This window comes from Halomonas sp. 141 (genome assembly GCF_002810305.1).
In the GTDB taxonomy this organism is placed as follows: domain Bacteria; phylum Pseudomonadota; class Gammaproteobacteria; order Pseudomonadales; family Halomonadaceae; genus Vreelandella; species Vreelandella stevensii.
Map to the genome: position 1 here is coordinate 23,494 of NZ_PINZ01000025.1, position 22,644 is coordinate 46,137.

The 22,644-nt window shown below is 61.1% G+C and carries 12 protein-coding genes and 1 tRNA gene; 4 read left to right on the forward strand and 9 right to left on the reverse strand.

Annotated elements, in window-relative coordinates; translation table 11 throughout:
• Positions 1-855 precede the first annotated feature (855 nt).
• The 7 genes from rfaH to CWI66_RS11680 form a co-directional block, all read right to left on the reverse strand.
• Positions 856-1,377 (reverse strand): transcription/translation regulatory transformer protein RfaH, encoded by a 522-nt coding sequence (rfaH, locus tag CWI66_RS11650; RefSeq protein ID WP_100731756.1) that lies wholly within the window; start codon positions 1,375-1,377, stop codon positions 856-858.
• Positions 1,378-1,581: 204 nt separating this feature from the next.
• Positions 1,582-2,910 (reverse strand): aminotransferase class I/II-fold pyridoxal phosphate-dependent enzyme, encoded by a 1,329-nt coding sequence (locus CWI66_RS11655; RefSeq protein ID WP_100731757.1) that lies wholly within the window; start codon positions 2,908-2,910, stop codon positions 1,582-1,584.
• On the reverse strand, positions 2,907-10,229 hold the full coding sequence (locus CWI66_RS11660) for a type I polyketide synthase (RefSeq protein ID WP_100731758.1): 7,323 nt from the start codon (positions 10,227-10,229) through the stop codon (positions 2,907-2,909). The genes CWI66_RS11655 and CWI66_RS11660 overlap by 4 nt, the downstream gene beginning before the upstream one ends.
• Positions 10,226-11,869 (reverse strand): LTA synthase family protein, encoded by a 1,644-nt coding sequence (locus CWI66_RS11665; protein WP_100731759.1) that lies wholly within the window; start codon positions 11,867-11,869, stop codon positions 10,226-10,228. The genes CWI66_RS11660 and CWI66_RS11665 overlap by 4 nt, the downstream gene beginning before the upstream one ends.
• Positions 11,866-12,663 (reverse strand): SDR family NAD(P)-dependent oxidoreductase, encoded by a 798-nt coding sequence (locus tag CWI66_RS11670; RefSeq protein ID WP_100731760.1) that lies wholly within the window; start codon positions 12,661-12,663, stop codon positions 11,866-11,868. The genes CWI66_RS11665 and CWI66_RS11670 overlap by 4 nt, the downstream gene beginning before the upstream one ends.
• On the reverse strand, positions 12,660-13,658 hold the full coding sequence (locus tag CWI66_RS11675) for a capsule biosynthesis protein (RefSeq protein ID WP_232710878.1): 999 nt from the start codon (positions 13,656-13,658) through the stop codon (positions 12,660-12,662). The genes CWI66_RS11670 and CWI66_RS11675 overlap by 4 nt, the downstream gene beginning before the upstream one ends.
• 238 nt (positions 13,659-13,896) lie before the next feature.
• Positions 13,897-15,924: a capsular polysaccharide biosynthesis protein gene (locus CWI66_RS11680; RefSeq protein ID WP_100731762.1), complete on the reverse strand. Its 2,028-nt coding sequence runs from the start codon at positions 15,922-15,924 to the stop codon at positions 13,897-13,899.
• Positions 15,925-16,466: 542 nt separating this feature from the next.
• Here CWI66_RS11680 and CWI66_RS11685 point away from each other — a divergent pair.
• A complete protein-coding gene (locus tag CWI66_RS11685; RefSeq protein WP_198517556.1) occupies positions 16,467-18,371 on the forward strand; it encodes a sensor domain-containing diguanylate cyclase in 1,905 nt (634 codons plus the stop codon).
• Here CWI66_RS11685 and CWI66_RS11690 read toward each other — a convergent pair.
• Positions 18,368-19,669: a sensor domain-containing phosphodiesterase gene (locus CWI66_RS11690; RefSeq protein ID WP_232710880.1), complete on the reverse strand. Its 1,302-nt coding sequence runs from the start codon at positions 19,667-19,669 to the stop codon at positions 18,368-18,370. The genes CWI66_RS11685 and CWI66_RS11690 overlap by 4 nt on opposite strands.
• Positions 19,670-19,727: 58 nt before the next feature.
• Complete coding sequence (locus tag CWI66_RS11695; RefSeq protein ID WP_081136848.1) at positions 19,728-20,840, reverse strand: RNA-guided endonuclease InsQ/TnpB family protein; 1,113 nt, start codon at positions 20,838-20,840, stop codon at positions 19,728-19,730.
• A gap of 21 nt (positions 20,841-20,861) precedes the next feature.
• On the opposite strand from CWI66_RS11695, the gene tnpA reads away from it, so the two are divergent.
• The 3 genes from tnpA (at position 20,862) to CWI66_RS11710 (ending at position 22,454) form a co-directional block, all read left to right on the forward strand.
• Complete coding sequence (gene tnpA, locus CWI66_RS11700) at positions 20,862-21,278, forward strand: IS200/IS605 family transposase (protein ID WP_081136850.1); 417 nt, start codon at positions 20,862-20,864, stop codon at positions 21,276-21,278.
• A gap of 99 nt (positions 21,279-21,377) precedes the next feature.
• Positions 21,378-22,325 (forward strand): AEC family transporter, encoded by a 948-nt coding sequence (locus tag CWI66_RS11705; protein WP_100731764.1) that lies wholly within the window; start codon positions 21,378-21,380, stop codon positions 22,323-22,325.
• Between the two features lie 52 nt (positions 22,326-22,377).
• Positions 22,378-22,454, forward strand: a tRNA-Arg gene (locus CWI66_RS11710).
• Positions 22,455-22,644 lie beyond the last annotated feature (190 nt).

Below are 22,644 nucleotides of genomic sequence, written 5' to 3' on the forward strand. Positions count from 1 at the left end.
TTCGGTGGCACAATCAGGGCGGCTGGCGCCGCCTCCGCGGATGCCTCTTTCGCTCGTTGCTCTCGCTCAATCGTTACGCCGCGCTACGGGGGGGCCCGTGTCCATGTCCATGCCCATATCCATGCCCATGCCCATGCCCATGCCCATTCCCCATGCCCGATGTTGGCGATGACCCGTAGCGCGGTGTAAGCGGAGCGCACCCGCGAAGCATCCCGTTAGGGATGCCGATGAGGCCACCGAGATTTGATCGGGCGCTGTGGCGTGATCAGGGCGGCTGGCGCCGCCTTCGCGGGTGCCTCTTTCGCTCGTTGCTCTCGCTCAATCGTTACGCCGCGCTACGGGGGTGCCCGTGTCCATGCCCATGCCCATTCCCCATGCCCGATGTTGGCGATGACCCGTAGCGCGGTGTAAGCGGAGCGCACCCGCGAAGCATCCCGTTAGGGATGCCGATGAGACCGCCGAGATTTGATCGAGCGCTGTGGCGTGATCGGGGCGGCTGGCGCCGCCCTTCGCGGGTGCCTCATTCGCTCGTTGCTCTCGCTCAGTCGTTACGCCGCGCTACGGGGGTGCCCGTGCACGTGCATATGCCCATGACCATTCCCCATGCCCATGCCCATGCCCATGCCCATTCCCCATGCCCGGTGTTGGCGATGACCCTGTAGCGCGGTGTAAGCGGAGCGCACCCGCGAAGCAACGCGGGTGCGTTGCCGATGAGGGCGCGGTGGCGTGCGGTGGCGTGGTTGTTTATGGTGGCGTAATCAGGGCGGCTGGCGCCGCCTTCGCGGGTGCCTCATTTGCTCGTACCTCGCAAGATTCGTTACGCCGCGCTACGGTTCACCCTTCACCCTTCACCCCTCACCCCTCACCCTTTGCCAAGCTCTCTACGGGGAGTTCGACGGGGTGGGGGCGTTGGAGGACGTTGAGGAGGACGATGGCGCGTTCTTCGCCTTTGCTGCGGGTGAAGATGGCTTCCAGGTCTTTGAAGGGGCCGTCGGTGATGGTGACTTTTTCTCCGGCAGTGAAGTAGCTGTGGCCACCTTCTTGGCGGTGGGGTTGGGCGCGTAAGGTTTCTACGAGTGCGTCGGGGACGGCGATGGGGGTGTTGCCGAAGGTGAGCAGGCGCAGGACGCCCCGGGTGGAGCGGATGGGGCGCCAGTTGCTGTTGACCTGGTCTAACTGAATGAACAGGTAGTAAGGGAACAGCGGCTCGGAAACGGTGGTGAGCTTGCCTTGTCGCTTGCGTTGCACGTCCAGCACGGGGTGGAACACCTCGTAACCCTGGTTGGCGAGGTGTTCGGCGGCGCGGAAGGATTCACTGCCTTTGCATTGGATGACGTACCAGTGGGCGGTGCTGGTTTGGGGTGTTGCAATTACCATGCGGTTACCTTTTTTGCCCTGGGTGGCGTGATAGGCGGTGGCGCTTTATTGAACGGTGGCGTGATCGGGGCGGCTGGCGCCGCCTTCGCGGGTGCCTCCTTCGCTCGTTGCTCTCGCTCAGTCGTTACGCCGCGCTACGGTTTGCCTTTCGCCATGCATTGTGGGCCATTCACCATTCACCATTCACCATTCACCATTCACTCCTCACTTTCCCTCGGCCAATAGCTTCTCCAGTACATCCAGCGTTTCGTCGATATGGGCTTGGGTGTGCTCGCAGGAGAGGAAGAAGCGCAGGCGGGCGCTTTTTTCGGGGACGGCGGGGTAGAGGATCGGCTGGACGTTGATGTCTTTTTCGAGCAGGGCGTTGGAGAGCCTGGCGGCCAGCGGTGAGCTGCCGACGATCACGGGGACGACGGCGGAGCCGATGCTGTGGCCGGTGTCCATGCCGCGTGCTTGCGCCTGTTCGAGGAAGTAACGGGAGATGGCCTGTAGCTTGGCGACCCGCTCGGGTTCCTGGGCCATGAGTTCCAGTACCTTGAGCGAGGGGGCGGCGACCTGGGCGGGCATGCCGACGCTGTAGAGGAAGCCGGGCGCGAAGTAGCGCAGGGTTTCGACCAGGGCCTTGTTACCGGCAATGTAGCCGCCGCAGCCGGAGAGCGTTTTGCTCATGGTGCCCATCCAGATGTCTACCTGGGTGGGGTCGATGGCAAAGTGTTCCCGCAGGCCCAGGCCTGTTTCGCCCATGACGCCGAAGGAGTGGGCTTCGTCGACCATCAGCCAGGCTTGATGGCGCTGTTTGATGGCGATGAAGCGAGGCAGGTCGGGGATGTCGCCGTCCATGCTGTAGAGCCCTTCGATCACCACCAGCACGCGTTCGAACTGGTGGCGGTGCTGGGCGAGCAGCGCGTCCAGGGCATCGGGGTCGTTGTGGCTGAACGACATGCGCTTGGCCCCGGAGAGCTGGGCACCGACCAACGAGCTGTTGTGGATGTACTCGTCGTGGAGGATCAGATCCTTGGGGCCCAGCAGGTAACCTAGCGTGGAGACGTTGGTGGCGTGACCGCTGACGAAGGCCACGGCATCTTCCACGGCATACGTCTTGGCGATGGCCTGTTCCAGCTCGCCGTGAATGGGGCGCTCGCCCGAGACCACGCGGCTGGCAGATACCGAGGTGCCGTAGTGCTGGGCGGCCTCGCAGGCGGCCTGGATGACCCGCGGGTCGCCGGAGTAGCCCAGGTAGTTGTAGCTGGCGAAGTTGATGCAGGTGCGACCTTGCATGACGCTGGTGGCCCCGGCCAGGCCGTCGTGCACCTTGAAGAACGGCACCTGCAAGCCCAGCTGTTGCGCGCCCTGACGCATCATCGAGAGCTGTTGATAGCCTGGGTGGGCATCGAAGCGGGTGAAGCGTTCGGGCACGGAACGGGTTGCCCCTGCGCTGGTGGCAGGGGCAGTGGGCTGGCTGGCTCTTGCGGTAGGGCGCTTGCGCGCCTGTTCCAGTAGCTGGCGTTTTAGTTCTGAACGCTTGGCGGTCATGGTGTCTCTGTCGCTGGGGAGGGTGCAGGCTCACTGGTAATGCCGTCCGCACCGTGGCGGGCGGCCAGAGAGGCTAACGCATCTTGCGGCGACTCTTCAACGTCTTCATCGTGCTGGTGGAGCTTCTGGATCAGCACGCCGGCCAGCTTGTCGAGAGTGGAGGCTTCGCTGAGGACCATGACCGGGACTTGAACGCCCAGCCGGTTCTCGATGGCGGTCATCAGTTCCACGCCCATCAGCGAGTCGAAGCCCATGTCGTACACCGAGCGGTTGGCGTCGATCTTCTCTTCGTCGATGAGCAGGATGCTGGCCAGCTCTGCGCGCAGCAGTTCGGTGATGGTGCTGTGCAGCTCTTCCGGCGAGAGGTCGGCCAGCAGGGCGCTGATGTCGTCGTCGTGGTCGAGGCTGCCGTCGTCATCGCTGGCGCGGGCAATTTCGTCGAAACGCGGGGTGTCGGAGGTGGGCAAAAAGCGCGCCAGTGCGCCCCATTCCAGCTCCAGCACGCCCAGGCTTGGCCCGGGGGTCAGCAGCATCTGTTCCAGCACCTTCAGGGCGTCGTCGGAACGCAGCGCCGAGCCCCCCAAGCGCTCCTGGAGGGCGTCGCGGGTGCGGGTGTTGCGGGCCAGGAAGCCGACGTCTTCGATGGCACCCCAGCGTACGCAGGTGGCCGGAAGGCCCTGAGCGCGGCGGCGGGCCGCGAAGGCTTCGAGCCAGTGGTTGGCAGCCACGTAGTTGCCCTGGCCAGGGTTGCCGAACAGCGTGGTGGCCGACGAGTAGACCACGAAGAAGTCCAGCGGAGCTTCCTGAGTGAGTGCTTCCAGGTGGCGTGCGCCGTCGATTTTCGGGGCCAGCACCTTGTGGATGCGTTCGGCGTCCAGGTTGCGGATCAGGCCGTCGTCGATCACCGTGGCGGCGTGGACGATGCCGTGCAGCGGGCTGAGCTCGGCCCTGGCGCGTTCCAGCACGTTGGCCAGGGCGTTGCGGTCGGTGATGTCGCAGGCGGCGGCCATGACCTTGATGCCCTGGGCGTCGAATTCACGGATGGCGGCCTGGGCTTCTTCACTGGCAGGACCGCTGCGGCTGAGCAGGATCAGTTCCCGTGCGCCTTTGCTGACCAGCCACTGAGCCGTCTTGAGGCCAAAGCCGCCCAGACCACCCGTGACCAGATAGCTGGCATTGGCGGGCAGTGTAAGGCTGCCGCTGCCCAGCTGCTCCTGACGCGGTGCGGCGATGGGCTGTTCATAGGTGACCACGACCTTGCCGATCTGGCGAGCCTGCTGCATGTAGCGGAAGGCATCGATGACCTGGCTGTGGCTGAAGGCAGTGAACGGCAGCGGGCTGAGGGTGCCGTCGTTGAACAGCGCCATCATTTCACTGAACAGGGTTTGGGTGAGCGCGGGCTGCACTTTCATCAGCTGGTCGGAGTCGATGCCGAAGTAGCTGAGGTTGTTGCGGAACGGGCGCAGGCCAATGTGGGTGTTCTCGTAGAAGTCGCGCTTGCCCAGCTCCAGGAAACGGCCGAACGGGCGCAGTGCGCGCAGGTTCTGGTTGATCGCTTCACCTGCCAGGGAGTTGAGCACGATATCGACGCCCTCGCCCTGGGTGTCTTCGAGGATTTCTTCGGCGAAGGTGAGCGAGCGGGAGTCATAGAGACGCGCTTCGCCCATCAGGCGCAGGAAATCGCGTTTCTCTTCCGAACCCACGGTGGCGTAGATGTCGGCGCCCATCCACTGGGCAATTTGCAGCGCGGCGATGCCTACGCCCCCGGCGGCACCATGGATCAGCACCTTTTCACCGGGCTGCAGGCGTGCCAGGTGCTTCAGCGCGTAGTAGACCGTGAAGAAGGTGGTCGGAATGGTGGCGGCTGCGGCGTAGCTGACGCCTTCGGGCAGCGGGGCCACGGCGTGCTGGCTGGCGACCAGGCGGTCGCTGAAGCTGGCAGGGCCGAAGCCCACCACGCCCTGGCCGGGACTAAGATGGTTGACGTTGCTGCCGACCGCGACGACTTCCCCGGAGAACTCCAGGCCCAGGGTGGGGCCGGCAAAGCCGTTTTCGATGGCTTCATCGGAGAGCAGCCCCAGGGTGTACATGACGTCGCGGAAGTTCAGGCCGGTGGCCTTGACGCGCACTTCCACCTCGTCGGCACCCAGCTCGGGGAGCTGGCGTGGCCGCCACTGTAGCTGGCGCAACTGGCCGGGCAGTGTAAAGCCCAGCGTCATGGCTTGGCGCGGCGCTGCCTGGCTGGCCTTGTGCGGGTGCGGGGCGGGCAGGGTACGCAGGCGGGTGGCGTAGCGGGTGCCTGCCTGGGTAATGACCAGCTCGTTTTCCGTATCCGGGTGGGTCACGGAATCGGCGATACAGGCCAGGGCCTTGGTGCTGGGCTGCTCGGGCAGTTCCAGCTGGGTGACGCTGTGGCCAACGGCTTCGTTGGCCAGCGAGCGGCCAAAGCCCCAGAGTGCGGCGTCGTCGCCGTGCTGGTAACCCTGGGTGAGCAGCCACAGCGTGACACGGCTGCCCTGGGCTTCCAGGCCGCTGTGTTCGAGGGCCAGCGACCACTGCTGAGCAAGGTGGCAGCGCTGGGTCTGTGCGGCGGTGGTATCTTGGCCCAGGCCACGCAGGTCCAGTACGTTCAGCGCGGCGGGGGGCGTTTCGAGCTGGCGCAACTGCTCGGCCAGCAGGGCCGCAGGCTCGCCATCGCTGAGTAGGGTGACGTTGTCCAGCGCTGCCGCCAGCCCGTTGGCCAAGGCTTGCTGGGTGTCGTCGGCAATGACCAGAGTGTGTGCCTGGGGCGCTTGCGCGGCGCTGCCCGGCTGTTCGCTGGGCGCTTGCGCATACAGCAGGTAGGCGCCGTTCTCTTCCAGCTCGATGGGCGCGGTCACGCTGAGCCCTTGGGCGGAGAGCCACTCGATGAGGGTGGCTTGTTCCAGCGCGGCCTGGCCAATGCCGGGGGTGGCCAGCAGGTCGTCCAGCCAGCGGCTGGGATGAATGCCGACCACAATGAGCTGTGCGCCCGGTGCCAACTGCGAAGGCAGTGCCTCGATGAGCTGGCGAGTGCGTTCAGGCTGGGTGACGTCGGCGCTGATGAAGGCCAACTGGGCTTTTTGTGCTTCTGCCAGCGTGGGCAGGGTCTCTTCCAACGGCTGAACGTCGATCAGCGGGTAGCGTTCCTGGAGCTGTTCCGCTTGATGGCGCGCGGTGTCGCTGGTGGTCAGCGCACGGTAGCGGTAGCTGTCGGTGACCCTGGGCGAGTGATGGGCAAGGCGTTCCAGCAGGCGTTGGCCCAGCGCTGGGGCGCAGGGGCCTGCTTCCAGCAGGGCCAGCCGCTGGCCTTCGGGCAGGGCGGTCAGGGCTGCTTCCATCAGGCTGCCCAGCTCGCTGGCCAGCACTTGCCAGCCGCTTTCGCCAATCAGGACACGGTTGATGCCTGCCAGGTGTTCGTGGGTGACGCCCAGGCTTTCCAGGGTGTCGGTGCCACGCGCCAGGGCTTCCTTGTGCAGACCAAGCCTGCCCACCAGATGAATGGGGGCGAAGTAGTCCGGGTAGTCCTGGACCAGCAGCTGCCAGATGGTTTCCGGGGGCAGGGGCGCTGCGTCGTCGCTGTCGGCAGCGGCGGGAGTGCCCTGTTGGGCGAAGGCTTCGCTGAGGCTGTCCAGCAGCGGCGCGACTTCCTGGCCGTAACGCTGGCCGGTGCTGGCGCTGAAGGCATCGCTTAGCCCCATCAGGCGTGGCAGGGCCTCGCTGGGCATGGGCAGCGTGATGGCGCTGAGCGGCGCGGGCGTGAGTTCGATATCCAGGTAGCTGAAGTGCTGGTGGTGCGCGCGGTTCAGGCGAATGGCCTTGAAGCGGGTCTGGCTGAGCACGGCCACGGCGCGGCCTTCGGCATCGTAGAGCTCGAAGTCGGCGGTGAAGGAGTGCGGTGCCCGTTTGCCCATGACGGCGCGGGCCAGCACGGGGGTTCCGGCTTCGGCATTGACCTGAATACGGCCTACGCGCACGGGCACGAAGGCGAGCTGCGAGGCAAACTCGGCCTGGCGTGCCAGCAGCGGAATGAACAGCTGGAAAGCGCTATCGAGAATGCCGGGATGCACGTGCAGCGTGTCGAGCTGGGCGGTGACGGCTTCCGAGAGGTGAATCTCGCCAATGACGCTGTCGCCCTCGATCCAGCCACGGGTAATGGCCTGGAAGGCGGGGCCATAGTGCAAGCCGATACGTTCGGCCATGGCCAGGTGCTGCTCCAGGGTGTAGTCGGCAGCGCGGCTGGGCAGTGCCGGGGCCTGGCGATTGAGCAGGAAGCCACGGCTTTCACGCATGCGGCGAGCCACGGTGTTGAGCTGCCATTCGATGCCGGTGGCGGGCTCCCGGGAGCGAATTTCCAGGCGACCGTCATCGGGGTCCAGCGTCAGGCGCATGGTGCGCCCGTTGGGGCCGTCCAGCAGCAGCGGCGCGCGAATTTCCAGCTCTTCGATATCCAGCAGCGAAGAGTCTTTTTGCTGCATGGCGGCGGCCAGGGCCAGCTCGATGAAGCCCGCGCCGGGGAAGACGGCGCCTTCGCCCACCACGTGGTCGGCCAGCCAGGGCTGGCGCTTGGTGTCCAGCTGGCTTTCCCAGGTGTGCTCCTGCTGGGCTAGCGGGTAGCCCAGAAGTGGGTGCTGGTAGTAGCGCGACAGTAGGCCCTGGCCATCCCGGGTGCCTTGCACCCAGAGTTGGGTACGTTGCCACGGGTAACGAGGCAGCAGCACGCGCTGACCTTCCACGGGGAAGTAGTGTCCGCTGGGTAGGGTAAGCCCGCTGAGCAGCAGTTGGCTCAGCGTACGCTGTAGGCCATCGAGACCGGGTTTGTGGCGTTCGAGAGTGCCCAGCACCAAACCGCTTTGCGCTTGCTGGCGCAGCGACTCGTTGAGGTAGCGGCGCAAAATGGGGTGCGCGCCGACCTCGACAAAGACGTTATAACCCTGCTGTATCAGGTGCGTGGCGGCGTCGTCGAACCGTACCGGCTCGCGAATGTTCAGCCACCAGTAGTGGGCGTCCAGCGTGTCACCTGCCGCCACGGCCCCTGTCACGGTGGATACATACGGAATGCGGGTGGGCTGTGGCTGAATATCGGCCAGCGCTTCCACCACGCCTTCCTGAATGCTGTCCATGGCGGGGCTGTGGAAGGCGTAATCCAGCGGCAGGCGCTTGGCAAACACTTCCTCGGCGCTGAGGGCGCCTTCCAGTTTGCTGAGCTGGTCCTTGTCGCCTGCCAGGGTAATGCCTTTGGGGCTATTGATGCCGGCCAGGCTGACCCGGTCGAACTCGGGCTTGGCCAGCCAGGGGGCGATGTCGTCGGCACTCATGGCCACGGCGGTCATTTCGCCCTGGCCACGGGTCTTGCCTTGGAAGTCGCTGCGGTAGTAGATCACTTTCACCGCGTCTTCCAGGCTCAGGGCACCCGATGCCCAGGCGGCAGCGACTTCACCCACGCTGTGGCCGAACACGGCGGCAGGGGTAATGCCTTGCTCCTTGAGCCACTCGGTGAGTGCCACTTGTAGGGCAAATAGCGCTGGCTGGGCAATTTCGGTGCTGACGAAGCGTTCTTCTTCGCCGGCTTGCTGGTTCAGGCCTGCCAGCTCGGCGCGCAGTGAGAAGTTGCCGTGGCGCTGGAACAGTGCATCGACGCGGTCGATGGCGTCGCTGAAGGCCGGGGCAGTGTCGAGCAGGTCGTGGCCCATGGTGGCCCACTGGCAGCCGTTGCCGTCGTAGACGAACACCGGGCCCTTGGCGTCAGTGAGGCGCTCCAGGGTGGTGAGCTGACTGGTATCGCCCTCAGCAAACTGGCCAAGTGCGGCAGCGGCTTCTGCTGCGCTGCTGGCAAAGCAGAGCGCCCCGTGGCTGTGCTGCTCACGGTGGTGAAACAGGGTATGAGCAGTGTCGTAAAACGGCTGCTCGGTAGTCTGCAGGTGGGTGGCCAACGCCTGAGCACTGGCGGCCAGGGCGGCTTCACTGCGTGCACTGATCCGAATGGGCAGCGGGACATCCGGCACCTGACGCTCAGGCGTGGGTGTTTCCGGGGCACTTTCCAGAATGACGTGGGCGTTGGCGCCGCCAAACCCGAAGGAGTTGACGCCAATGACCAGCTTGCCTTCGGGTTTGAGCGGCTGGGCCTTGGTGACGACCCGCAGGTTCCATTCATCGAACTTGATGCGCGGGTTCAGCTTGCGAATGCCGATGGTGGCAGGCACTTCGCGGTGCTGCAAGCTGTACAGCGCTTTGGCCAGGCCCGCCACGCCGGAGGCGGTTTCCAGGTGGCCGACGTTACTCTTCACCGAGCCGATGAGTAGCGGCGTCTTGCGATGCTGGCCGATGGCTTCGCCGATGGCACGGGTTTCGATGGGGTCGCCGACGGCGGTACCGGTGCCATGGGCTTCCAGGTAGTCGATCTCATCGGGGGAGATGCCCGCTTGCTCGTAGGCGCTGCGCATCAGGGCAACCTGAGCGCTGGGGTTGGGCACGGTCAGGCCGGATTTGTGGCCGTCGGTGTTGACCGCCGAGCCCGCGACCACCGCCAGGATGTTGTCGCCATCGGCGACGGCCAGGTCGTAATCCTTGAGCAGAAACAGGCCTGCGCCTTCAGAGCGCACGTAGCCGTTGCCGGCTTCGTCGAAGACCTGGCAGCGCCCGGTGGGCGACAGCATGCTGGCCTTGGAGAAAATAATGAAGCCGTAGGGGTGCAGGTGCAGGCTGATGCCCCCTGCCAGCGCCATGGAGGTTTCACCGCTGCGAATGGATTGGCAGGCCTGGTGGAACGCCACCATGGAAGACGAGCAGGCGGTATCCAGCGACATGCTGGGGCCGTGCAAATCAAAAATATAGGAGAGCCGGTTGGAGGCAATGCTGGACGTGTTGCCCGTGGCCGTGGAGGCGTCGATGGCGGCCATGTCGTCGGCCAGCCGATAGGAGTAGTCCAGGCTGGCAACGCCCACGAACACACCGCACTGGCTGCCACGCAGCGTGCTGGGCACGATGCCGGCGCTTTCCATGGTTTCCCAGGCCAGCTCCAGCAGCATGCGCTGCTGGGGGTCCATGTTGGCGGCTTCCCTGGGGGAGATGCCGAAAAACGCTGCGTCGAACCCGCTGATATCGCCCAGGCTACCAGCGGCGAACGTCACGCTGGTGCCGGGGTGGCGCTTGTCGGGGTGCCAGAACGCCTCGTGGCTCCAGCGGTCGGGCGCTACTTGGGTGACGAGGTCTTTTTCGGCTTGCAGGTCTTGCCAGAACGTTTCAGGGGTGGTGCCTGGGAAACGATGGGCGGCACCAATAATGGCCACGCGTTTAGTCATTCTTGCTCCTGAGGTTCTGGTTCTGCCTTGATCACATCACTACTTATATCGCGTCCAAACACTTGTTTAAATAGTCGGACGCCAAGTTCGTTTGCTGCTATTCCCTGCGGCATGTGCTCGGCAGGCGGTGGGTCAGACGGTTGCCGTTGCGTTGACCATATCATGTATGGCGTGCGGCCCGTAGGGGCGCCAAAATATCCATACGCGGCGGGCAGGATGGGCACATGATCGCCGTACCATCCCAGTAGCCCCGGCCTTTGCGCCTCCGTCAAGGCCGTTTTGAGCCCCCCCAGCATGCGGTCTGCTTCGCCCAGATGGTGAAGATAGACTGCCAAATCCCGCAAGTGATTTGGCAGCGGCCATGGGGCGTTGGGCAGCGTCCTGGCGAGGTACTGCTGCTGGGGTGCTTCCAGGTGCAGCGGGCCGTGATTTTCCATGGTGATCACGAACACGAATAGCGGCCTATTATCGTCATCTTTCAGCAGGCGTCCAACCTTTCGTGCTACCGCCTGGTCGCCGATGTATTGGCCGTGCTTTTCCTGGGTTTCGAAGGCGCTGAGATCCAGAAAGGTGTCGAAGCCCAACAGCGGGATGACCTTGTCGCGCAGATAGAACGTGGCCGGGTACGGGTGAATACATACGGTGCGGTACCCCTGGGCCTTGAATGCGCTGGCCACGCTGGCGAGAGGGTGGCGTGACAGCGTGCGGTAGGGGTTGAATTGACGCGGCCCCCAGTCGCTGGGGGCTAGTCCGGTCAGCACGGCGCATTCGGTGCGCACGGTGTTGGCTCCCCAGGCGGGTACGTGCAATTCGCCCTGTTCGAGGGCTTCGGCGGCGGTGGCATCGAATTGGTCAAGTAGCCCCGGTGCTACGTCCTTGCACCAGGGGCGGGGGTCGAAAAAAGACTCACTTTGCACCAGCACCACGTTGGGCAATGTTTGGCCTGGAAGCGTGGCTGCGGAGGGTTCTGTTCGGTGTAGGGGCTGGCTAAAGGGCTGGAACGGTGAGCTTTCCGGGGCGGGCGCGGGTGAGCGCATCAGCGCGACGCCGTAGCTCCACAGGCTGGTGTATAGCCCCGCTTCATGCAGGTCGTGTTTGGGCGCTAGCGTGGGCGGGGGCAAGCGTTTCAGGCTGGCCGCCAGCAGCAGTGCACCCGCCAGTATCAGCAGTAGGCAACTGAAGAGCCAAGGCATAAAGCCCCACTGGCCCACCAGGGATGGCTCAAAATAGAAGAAACTGCCGATGGCCACGGCCCCAGCGCTGCTGGCGGCGATGGCAAGCCCGATGCCGAAGAAGGGCACGTAGAGCCTGGGGTGCAGGATGGCATCCCAGAAGTATTCGAAATCGTGGCAGATGAAGGGCTCGTTGAGCGTGGCTGATTTAGTGTTGCTCGACTGTACCACCACCAGCTGCAGCGAGAGGATGAACACCACGGCAAACCAGGGGCGCTGTAGCAGCAGTGTGAACACGCCAAACAGCAGCAGCCAGCTGCCCAGGTGCACGGCATTGGCTGCCAGGCGGCGTTGCCAGAAGGGGCGTGGCCGGGGGCGTAGCAGCGCTTCAATCAGCAGGCTACCGAGCAGCCCGGTGAACAGTGCGGGCGCCATGGCGGTGAGCGCGGTAGCGGAGAAGAGCATCATGAGCCGCCCTCCAGGTGGTCGAACCCCAGCCGCTTGATCAGCCATTGGGACACCGCAGCGGGCAGAACGGCCAGCCACCAGGTGCCGAAATTGAGCGGAAACGGAAAGCTGACCCGTGGCCGGTTGGCTGCAATGCCCCGGGCAATGACGCGGGCGGCACGCTCAGGTGGCCACTCCCAGGGTTTGGGGCCGGGCATGGCGTTGCACATGGGCGAGGTGACATAGCCGGGCATGACCACGGTGACGCCGATACCGGCCGGGGCGAGCAGCCCGCGCAGGCCTTCCCCGTAGGCTTTGATGGCCGCTTTGCTGGCGCTGTAGGTGGGCGTGCTGGGCAGCCCGTGCCAGGCGGCCAGGGAGCTGATGAACACCAGTTGGCCGCTGCCCCGTGCGCGCATGGCGGGCACCAGATGGTGGGCCATGGCGATGGGGGTGGTCAGGTTGATGTCCAGCAGCGCCTGAACGTCTGGCCAGGCTTCCAGTTCGCCCGCCTGGGGCGGGTGGGTGTTCTTGCCCGCATTGGCGATCACGATATTGGGCAGGTGGTGGGTGCATAGCTCGGCCAGCCAGTTGGCCAGCGCGGTCTCATCACCGAGGTCGATGCTCGACAGCGTGACCTGGGCCCCTTGGGCGCGGCAGTTTTCGCCTACCTGTTCCAGGGCGGCGAGATTGCGGCCGTGGAGGATCAGGTGGGTGTCGTGGTTGGCATATTCGTTGGCCAGCGCGCTGCCGATAGCCCCGGTGGCGCCGGTGATCAGCACGCAGCGGAAAGTGGTTTGGTGCGTGGTGCTCACAGCAGCCTCTCCAGTGGCGAGGGGCAGGCTTCGAGCACCTGGGCGGCATTATTGACCGCGAGATCGATCCCGGGCTGGCAGTAAAACCCTCCGTTGAGCTGGGTGGCATACATAACGGTGTTACGGAAATAGTCGAACAGCTGGGCGCTGGGCGGCGGTGGCTGGTGCCAGAACTCCTCCAGGCTGCCCTGGTAGGTCAGGCCCGCCATATGGTAGATGGGCTTGCTCAGTGCAAAAGTGGGGCACTGATGCTCCAGGGAGACGATGCCCACGGTGCTATTGACCGTCACCGTGCCTGCTGCATATTTGAGCAGTTGGTTGAGATCGCCCGACTCCAGGTAGACGATACGCCCCTTCAGGTCGTAGAAATTTTCCAGCCGCTGGATGATGGCCGGGTAGTCGACCAGGCCCATGTCCAGCGGGTGGTTCTTGATACATAGCAGAGCCTCTTGTGGGGCATGTGCGGCAAAGGAGCCCATCACATGATCCATGACCTCTTCCATGTTCTCGTAAGGAGAATGATGGATGATCTGCGCGTCGGTGTTGAGCTGTAGCGGCAGCATGAAATAGGGTTGGCCGCTGTCGATGAGCGTTTTGATGCGCTGGGCGTCGCGCTTTTTCCATTTTTTCAACTGTGCGAAACGCTTTATGTAGCCTGCATACTCGATGGGCGCTTTGATGGGGGAGTGGTTTTCATACCGGTGCGCTACCAGGGGGTTGGCTAACCCGGCGGCATGGTAAGCCACATCGTGCAGAGCGCGAATTTTGAAGGATGAGCGAAAGCGCACCGGTTTTGGCAACGCAGGTAATGCCTTGCCCGCTTCGTAAAACCAGGCGGGGTCTCGCGGAAGAAGAGAGTGTCCGTTAACGCCATCTCGCTCAAGTGTTACCCAGAAGGGGCGAAAGTAGCCCTCCTCGAACACGTGAGTGCGTACCCCCGCCAGGGCGGCCTGTTCGATGGCTGGGCGGTGTATGGGGCGCCGGTCACCGAACATGACCTGATCGGTGATCTCGTAGCGTTGCCACAGCGATGTGAGGTATTCCGGGAGTGCCGATAACGGTCCGCGAAATAAATGGCTTTTGCTATGGGTGCGCTGCCAATAGAGAATGTCCCCCGCGTTGAAGTTGACCTTTACTACACGGTGCCCATCGTTGCTTAGCCGACGGGCCAGACGCTGATAAAAGGGCGAACAAACGCCTTGAAGAAATAAAAATGCGCGTTTTTGCTTCAACTCAATGACTTCCAATCAATGCATTACGATAGCAGCGATACAGGCGCTGCTTCCATGTAAGCTGGTGTTGAGGTGAGTGGGCTTGGCGCGCTCTGGCCTGCTCCAGCAGGCTAACGACCGTTTCAGCGTTACATAGCTGGCCTGTAGCAGGATCTACATAGCCGGGATACAACAGCAGGGTGCCTGCTACCAACTCATCCAATGTCAACGTGCGAGTTCGGCCAGGAGAGTGCATGGCATCGTGTGTCAGCCCCCAGCCCGCATAAAAGGGGAGGCCGTAGGTATGTACCTGACGATCACGTAGCAGCGCCTCAAAACCAGTCAAAGAACTCATGGTATGCACGGCGTCGACACGTTCCAGTAGAGCGGTGATCTCCATGTCACTGCCATCAAGATCATACAGCTGTTTGGCTTCACTATCGAGTTTGCCAACGCGTGCGCCGCTGACGACATCGGGATGAGCCTTGTAAATGATGAAGGCATCAGGCTGGTTTTGGCGTACGGTGCGCAGCAGGGCGCTGTTGGTGTTGATGTTGGGTGACCCTGCTGCGATAGAGGCATCGCTTTCCACTTGGCCGGGTACCAGGATGATGACTCTGTCATCGGGTAACTGGATATCCGTATTGCCTTGCACGTTATATTTTGACAGCTTCAGCGCGACCAGTCGTTTTCGTAGCTGTGCTGCTCTTTCCAGCAGAGATGCCTCCATGGGATGTGTGTTGAGCAAACGCTCCAGATCGCTTGGCTGGTTCGGATCGTAGTAAATGCCCGATGCATCGATCACCAATGAGAGGGGTTGGGATAAATCAACGCCTAGCCCTACTGAGCGAATAAACCCGTCTTCCATGCGCCAAATATGAGGCAAATATTCCGCATGACGCGTTTTGAATGCTGCGTCGATGCGGCTTGACCATACCAATATGCGTGGTTGGGCACGGTTATCTGGTAAGTGTTTGGGTAATTCCTTGATGTGCTTGATATTTGATGCAGGCCCAAGGAAATGGCCAACAAAGCGTCGTTTCCAAAATGAAAAACCGCAGGCTAACCACTCGCCGCGCAGGTGCTCTTGCTGACGCTTCTGGTCGGCAATCAAATGGATCGTTTCTTCTAGTGTGCAAGCTTCTTGCGTATATGGGTTAACGTAGCGGGTATAGCGCAGGTAGGCAGCGGCAAACACTTCGGTGAGCGTCCTGGTCGTGCGCCTGCGAGCGCATGAAAGCCGATCATGGGTGAGTCCCCATCCTGCATAAAATGGCAGACCAAAGCAGTGCACTTGCTTTCCTGCCAACAATGCCTCGAACCCCAACTGGCTGGTAACCACATAGACGGTGTCTACCTGGTCGAACAGGGCCCAGGGGTTGATGTCTTCACTCACGACCTGACAGCGGGGATGATCAAGCGCTTGTGTGAGGTGGCCTTTTTTCTTGCCTGCGATGACGTCCGGGTGAATCTTGACCAGAACATGCTCAGTGGGGTGATTGGCCAGGGCTTCCTCTAACATGGATGAAAAGCTTTCTGCGCTGGCTCCACCATGCGTAATGGAGGCATCCCCTGCGGTCTGATCGACTACTAATACCTTACCTTTAGAGCCTACCAACCGCTTGTCAGGAGCATGGTTGTATTTTGATAGGCGGCATTGAGTTAGAAGGTGCATGCAGGTAGTGGCGTGACTTAGCTCTTCGGCCGTGAACGTGGCATCGTTCAGGCAGTTTTCCAGGTCACTGGGGCGTGAGGCATCATAGTAAATGCCGGTATGATCGACGACCATGCTGTGGGGCTGGTAGCCATGGACTCCCAGGCCGAGTGATCTGATGAAGCCATCTTCAAGCGCGACATAGGTCAACCCATGACGTTTGGCATAATCTCTGGCGCGCTTTGCGGTCGGCTTGAATCCCCATCCTATGACCGCAGAGGGCTTGGCGGTGAATGTGCCGATGCGCATAAAACGGTCAAACTCGGGGAGCAGCGTTGCCAAAGAGGCAAGTTTGCCGATACCTTTTGAAATATAACCCGCCGTACGTTTTGCCATGGTTGAGGCTGCAGTCCATGTCGTTCAAAGTGTTAGGCGCTGTCTGAAAATGGGCTAGGCTTGACCGTACGGCGTTAAACATCGGTGGGGGAACGAGTCCGTTCAATGCACTCATTGACAGCTTGTGAAGGCTGCCTTTTCGCCGATGTTTGCCTTGTCTGGTCTGCGCTCGCTGGCTTTTCACACCAAGCCTTGGTAGGCGGCGAACATACGTGAATTGGGCAGGGTTATCAATTCAGCAGCACGCGCTTTACGAACAGGTTACATTGCCATGCAGAGCATGTCGCATAACCGGGGTTCCGGCAACGTTACTAATGCGAATTAAATCAACGCGCAACTTGCTGCTCTTTTTGATAAGTTGGTTTTAGTAAGTAGGCATGAGGCCTGTCCCTCATTTTTTTCAGGGAATGCTCACGAAATAGGAACTTCTGGTGCGACGACCCCCCCTCATCAACAGGCTGTTGACGTTACGCTCCTTGAAGGGGCGTCTATTGCTGGGGCTGACGTGTGCCTTGGCGATACTGGCTGGCATTGTGTTGAGTATGGCTTGGCAGGTGGGCAAGACCATGGTGCACGAGACCAACATGGCTCATTTGCGCTACGAGGCCGATTTGCTGGCCGATGAAATCACGCAGCAGGTAAATCAACGCATCACTGCGCTTCAGCGTTTGAACAGCGCCATGGGGCCTTCCAATGACATGGGTTGGCTTTCATACGAGCTGCAGAAAAACGATGCCTTGCTTTCCTGGTTCGATGGACTGATTGTGAGTGACGAGCATGGTGAGATCGTGGCGGACTGGCCCAGTGTAGTGGGGCGAGTGGAGCTCGATACCTCGGAGCTCGAGTATTTCAAGATGGTGCGCGGTACACGCCGCCCTTATGTGAGCGAGCCTTTTATTGGCCGTGCAAGCGGCGCGCCCATGGTGCTGATGATCGTGCCTCGGCTGGACGAGGAGCGTCGTTTTGCTGGGTTCGTAGCGGGTATGGTCAGCCTTGATCGTAACGGCTTGTTCAACCAACTAGCAACCATCCGCTTGGGTGAGCAGGGGTTTGCGGCGGTAGCGACGGCGTCAGGCAAGATTCTTTACCACCCTGATTACGAGCTGGTGAATGCAGACATCAGCCACGCCCAGCGCAATGACCTGCTGGACATGGCGCTGGATGGCTGGCAGGGAGAAGGGGTTAGCAGCTTGGCTGACGGGCGCTCCAGCCTTCAGGCGTATGCACAAGTGTGGCCTGCCGACTGGGTCGTTGGGCTCCATTTGCCCACCGAGCAGGCGCAGCTTCCGCTTTCGGGCTTCATCTCCAAGCTGTTTGGTATCTGGCTGGTGATTTCCCTGCTGATGATGCCGTTATTGTGGTGGTTATTGGCGCGTATCCTCAAGCCTCTCGATCATCTTGAACGCCAGATTGGCGAAGTGGGGGCTGGGCGGCGTTCGCAGTTGGCCCTGGCCACGGGGATGCAGGAGCTGCAGCAAGTCGCCAATACCTTCAATCGTGTGGAAGACGAGCGCCAGCAGCTGGTGGGGCATTTGCAGGAGCGTGAGGCGTTTCTCGATTCGGTGCTGAGTGCCACGCCTCAGGGAATGTTCGTGGCCAACTTCGGCGGCAAGATTACTTATATGAATCCTGCGCTTTTGCAAATTCTGGATATTCCTGCAGATACCCAAATGGAGCAGTGGCTGACACAGATTCACGCGGATGACCGTGAGGGTGCACGGGACATGTGGGTACACAGCTTGAATAGCGGCAGTGATTTCGTGCGCCAGCTGCGTTTTCTGCGCAGCGACGGCGAAACGCTGTGGCTGGATATTCACGCCCGAGTGGTGATGTTGACCCAAGGCGGCCACTCCTTGGGGTTGGTCGGTGTGGTGAAGGACATTACCGAGCGGCGCCAGCAAGAGGCGTTGCAGCGTTGGGAAGCCGAACATGACCCCTTGACCGGGCTGCTGAATCGACGTGGTTTCGAACGCCGCCTGGAAGAAGCGTTTGCTGACTTCCAGAAAACCAGTACGCCTTCGGCGCTGCTGTTGTTCGATCTTGATCACTTCAAGCCGATCAATGACGAAGGTGGTCATGCCCTGGGTGACGAGATGCTACGTCGCATTGCTCAGGTGGTGGCCTGGGAGGTACGCCGCAGCGACCATGTGGCCCGCCAGGGGGGGGATGAGTTTGGAGTGCTGTTGCCCAGCTGCACCCTTAGCCAGGCCAGGGTGATTGCAGATTCACTGCGCAAGGCGGTGAGCGAGGTGTCGGTGACCCACGAGGATAAGGAATATACCGTTACCTTGAGTATTGGCGTGACCGTCTTCGATGAAAGCGATGACGCCGTGGAAGTCGCCCTGGCCCGTGCCGATGCCGCCAGCTACGACGTCAAGGGCCAAGGGCGCGATGGCGTGATGGTCAAGCTGACGGGGGAAAGCGACCCGATGGCGTTGTTCGATTAAGGTAGTGCAAATCCTTCTGCCTGCCAGGTTTCCAGCCAGCCTGGTAGTGCGTCGGCGGGCATCGGGCGAGCAATACCGTAGCCTTGCGCCAGATGGCAGCCCATGGCCAGCAGGGCTTGGGCATGGTCCATGGTCTCGACCCCTTCTGCCAGCACCGGCCGTGAGAACTTTCTGGCCATGAAGATGATGCTTTCCACGATAGCTCTGTCGTCCTCGCTTTCCAGCATGTCGCGCACGAAATCGCGGTCTACCTTGATCAACTGCACGGGCAGGCGACGGAAGTAGGCCAATGAAGAGTAGCCGGTGCCGAAGTCGTCGAGGGCAATTTTAATACCTAGCCGCTGACACTGTTCCAGCACGTGCAGGGCAGCCTGCATGTCATCCAGCGTGGCCGATTCCAGAATCTCGATGGCGAGCAGTCGCGAGGGGACTTGCGGGTAGTACAGCAGCAGCTGTTCCAACTGCGGCAGAAAGCCGGGGTGCAGCAGGTGTTGCGGGCTGATGTTGACACTCACCTGCAGTTCGATGCCCATGGCCAGCCAGCTTTGCAGCTGCTTCAAGGCGGCTTCGATGACCCACTCCCCCAGATGAAACTCCAGCTCGCTGCCTTCCAGCAGCGGCAGAAACTCTGCCGGATTGCGCAGCCCGTGTTGCGGGTGGATCCAGCGAATCAGCGCCTCAGCCCCGACCACGGTGTGCGATTTGAGATCGACCTGGGGCTGATAGTAGAGACGAAATTCGTCATTGGCCAGGCCGTGCTGAATGGCGCTGCGCTCCTGCCAATGGCCAATGGCCTGGTAGGCGCGTTGGCTAAGATAGTGCTCGAACTGCAGGACGGTACTGTTGGCCAGTTGTTGAAGCAGCTCCCGCTGGGTTGGCGTCAATTGGCGGGGTCGGTGATCCATGACGCACAGCGTGCCGAGGATGTCGCCATTGTCGGCGACCAGCGGCATGCCAGCATAAAACACCACATGGGGCGCCTCGCTGACCATGGGAAATTTATGGAGCCGCGCATCCAGGCGTGCATCCGATACTTCGAACAGATTGGGTTCGAGGATGGCTTCCCCGCATAATGAGAGCTGACGTAATACCGTGGGGCTGTATTCGCCCACGCCACTTTTGACCCAGACGTGACTGTCATCCACCAGCGTGATCAAGGCCATGGGGGTTTCGCAGTAGGCAGCCGCTAAACGGGTGATGCGGTCAAACTCCTGGTCAGCCGAAAGATCCCCCAGTGTGTACCGCTTCAGGGTGAGAAGCCGCTGTGCTTCGTGTTCAGGGACGGCGGGCTGTACCATACGTAACGTATCCGTGATGCGCGTTTAGGGCTACTTTCCCTTATGCCGAGGTGCCTGTCTAGCCAGTCGACAAATCCTGGTCAACGGTAGAGTTTGACATCCTCCCCGCCCTCAGGACGGGGATTCCCACTTCTGGACGGCCATGCCCGACCGCAAGAATGTTCTTGGCCGCGTTCACATCGCGGTCGTGAGTGACACCACACTCACTGCAAGTCCACTCTCTTATTCTCAAGCCTGATCTACCCTTCGGACTACTGACGGAAATACAACCGCAGCTCGAACAGGCTTGGGTGGTGTACGACTCGTTGACCTCTTTAAAAACAATGCCTGCGCTATCGCATTTATATTCCAGCATTGTTTTCAGCATAGCCCAGCCAGCGTCCAGCACTGACTTGGCCATCTTGGTTTTGGCCAACGAGGATGATTTCACATTACCGACGTAGATTTCCCCCGCACGGTTCACCAATTGACGGCTGAACTTGTGCAAGGCGTCCTTGCGCCGATTGGCAATCTTGGCGTGAATGTTTTTGGTACGCTTTTTCTTTCCGGCGCGTTGTGCAACAGCCAGCTTATCTTCCATATCGCGGTAGAAACGACCGGCTTCCAGCCTTGTACCATCCGAGCAGGTGGCGGTATCTTTCAGACCAAGGTCGATACCGATCTTGTCTTGACCGGCTGGCGGGTCTACCTCAATTTCAACCACGACATTGAAGTACCAGCGCCCACGCGCATCCTCGTTGAAGGATGCAGAGCGGAGCTTGTACTGGCTCAGCCCGTAGCTGTCCCAGACTTTGAAGTAACTGCCGTTGTGGAATACTTGCCCGCTCTTCCATTTGGCCGCGCCGGTATTGACCGGAATCCAGCCGAGAGAACGACGAACGCCACGCGATTTGCGCCAGTTGAGACGAGCCTTCCTAAACTGCTTGCGGCGGGTGACATATTCGGCGGCGATGCACTGCAAGGTCTGGCTATGCAGACCAAGTTCCTTGCCCGCCCCTTTGGTATAGGGATGCAGGTCATACGCCGACAGAAACAGACCGCGCTCACGAATGGCACGAGATGAGAGTTCGTTCAGATAGTTCCAGCAAAAGTTCACACTGCGTGCCATGCGGTTAAGCTGGGCAATGTGCTTGTCTCTTACGCGAACTTTTAATGTCTTGGTCTGTTTCATGGCTTTGAGTATACTTGGCCTATGGACAAGATCAAGACTATCAGAACAGGAAGACACTGCGTTTTTGAAATGCACGCCCACTTGGTCTTCGTAACCAAATATCGTGGAAGAGTATTCAATGACGCGCACCTTCAATCCCTTGAAACCCTGTTCAGGCAGGTGTGTCAGGATTTCGAGGCTGAGCTAAAGGAGTTCCATGGTGAAACGGATCATGTTCACTTACTGGTGAACTTTCCGCCCAAGGTGGCGGTTTCAAGGCTGGTGAACAGCCTGAAAGGGGTTTCGAGCAGGCGGATGAAGCTGCTGCACCCCGAATTAGTACAGACTTCATACAGAAAAAATGCGCTATGGAGTCCGAGCTACTTTGCGGGAAGCGTCGGCGGCGCGCCGCTGAGTGTCGTAAAGCAATATATTGAGCAGCAAACAAGACCGGAATAGGGGACGCTTCGCGTCCCACGCTATTCATCCTCGCACTAGAAGTACGAGGTTTTTCGCGTTAATTGATAAGACGTCGCTTATCCAACTGAGAGAGCTGCTGTGGATCTACTGGAACTGTTTACCCGCACGCTAGACGTGACGCTACCCGTGTTTGCCATGGTGTTCATCGGCATTGGCCTGAAGCGCCTGGGCTGGATCGACAGCGCCTTTGTCAGCACGGCCTCGACGCTGGTGTTCAAGGCGACGCTGCCGACGCTTATTTTTCTGAGTCTAGTCAAGGCCGACCTCAGTGTCGCGTTGGACATTCCGCTGCTGCTGTTCTTCGCCGTGGCCACCCTGGCGCAGTTCGCCCTGAGCTGGGGCTGGGCGCATCTACGTGTGCCCCAGGCTGACAGAGGGATATACGTGCAGGGGGCCTTTCGCGGCAACTGCGGCGTGGTGGGGCTGGCCTTGGCGGCGGGCATGTACGGCAACTACGGGCTTTCGGCGGGAAGCCTGCTGCTGGGCGTGGTGATCGTGATGTACAACGCGCTTTCCGTGGTGGCCCTGGCGGCGTACCAGCCCGGCCAATCCACCGATTGGCGCAGCCTGCTGGGGCATATTGTCAAGAACCCGCTGATTCTTTCCGTGTTCGCGGCGTTGCCGTTCACGGCGTTCTCGGTAGGGCTGCCGAGCTGGGTGATGACCTCGGGCAACTACTTTGCCTCGCTGACGCTGCCCCTGGCGCTGATCTGCATTGGCGCCACGCTTTCGGTCTCCAGCATGCGTGAAGGCAGTCAGGTGGCCATGAGTGCCAGCCTGATGAAGATGGTCGTACTGCCCGCGCTGGCCACACTGGCGGCATGGCTGATGGGGTTCTCCGGCGCGCAGCTGGGGCTGTTGTTCCTGTTCTTCGCCAGCCCCACCGCCGCTGCCAGCTTCGTGATGGTCAAGGCGATCAATGGTAATGTGGCCCTGGCAGCCAATATCATCGCCCTTACCACGCTGATGGCCAGCATTACGGTGACGCTGGGCATCTTTGCCCTGCGCTTGGCGGGGTGGATTTAAAGCGCGGCGGTTGGCCGGGGCGCAGCAACGCGCTATACTACGCGCCCCGTAAGTCCCTGTAGCTCAGTAGGATAGAGCAGCCGCCTCCTAAGCGGCAGGTCGCAGGTTCGACTCCTGCCAGGGACGCCATCTAAATTAGATAACCATATCTTTTCCTGCTTTGAAGTATTCCCGTTTTTGTCTTTTCTGGGTTTGCAACCACTCGATTCTGGGGGTGGGTCTAAAACGCCTCCCGCCAATACTGAATTGATGAATCAGAAACCACACCCCGGTGGGTGCCAATCTCGATGACGGCTTGCTGAAAAGTGCGTGCGAGGCC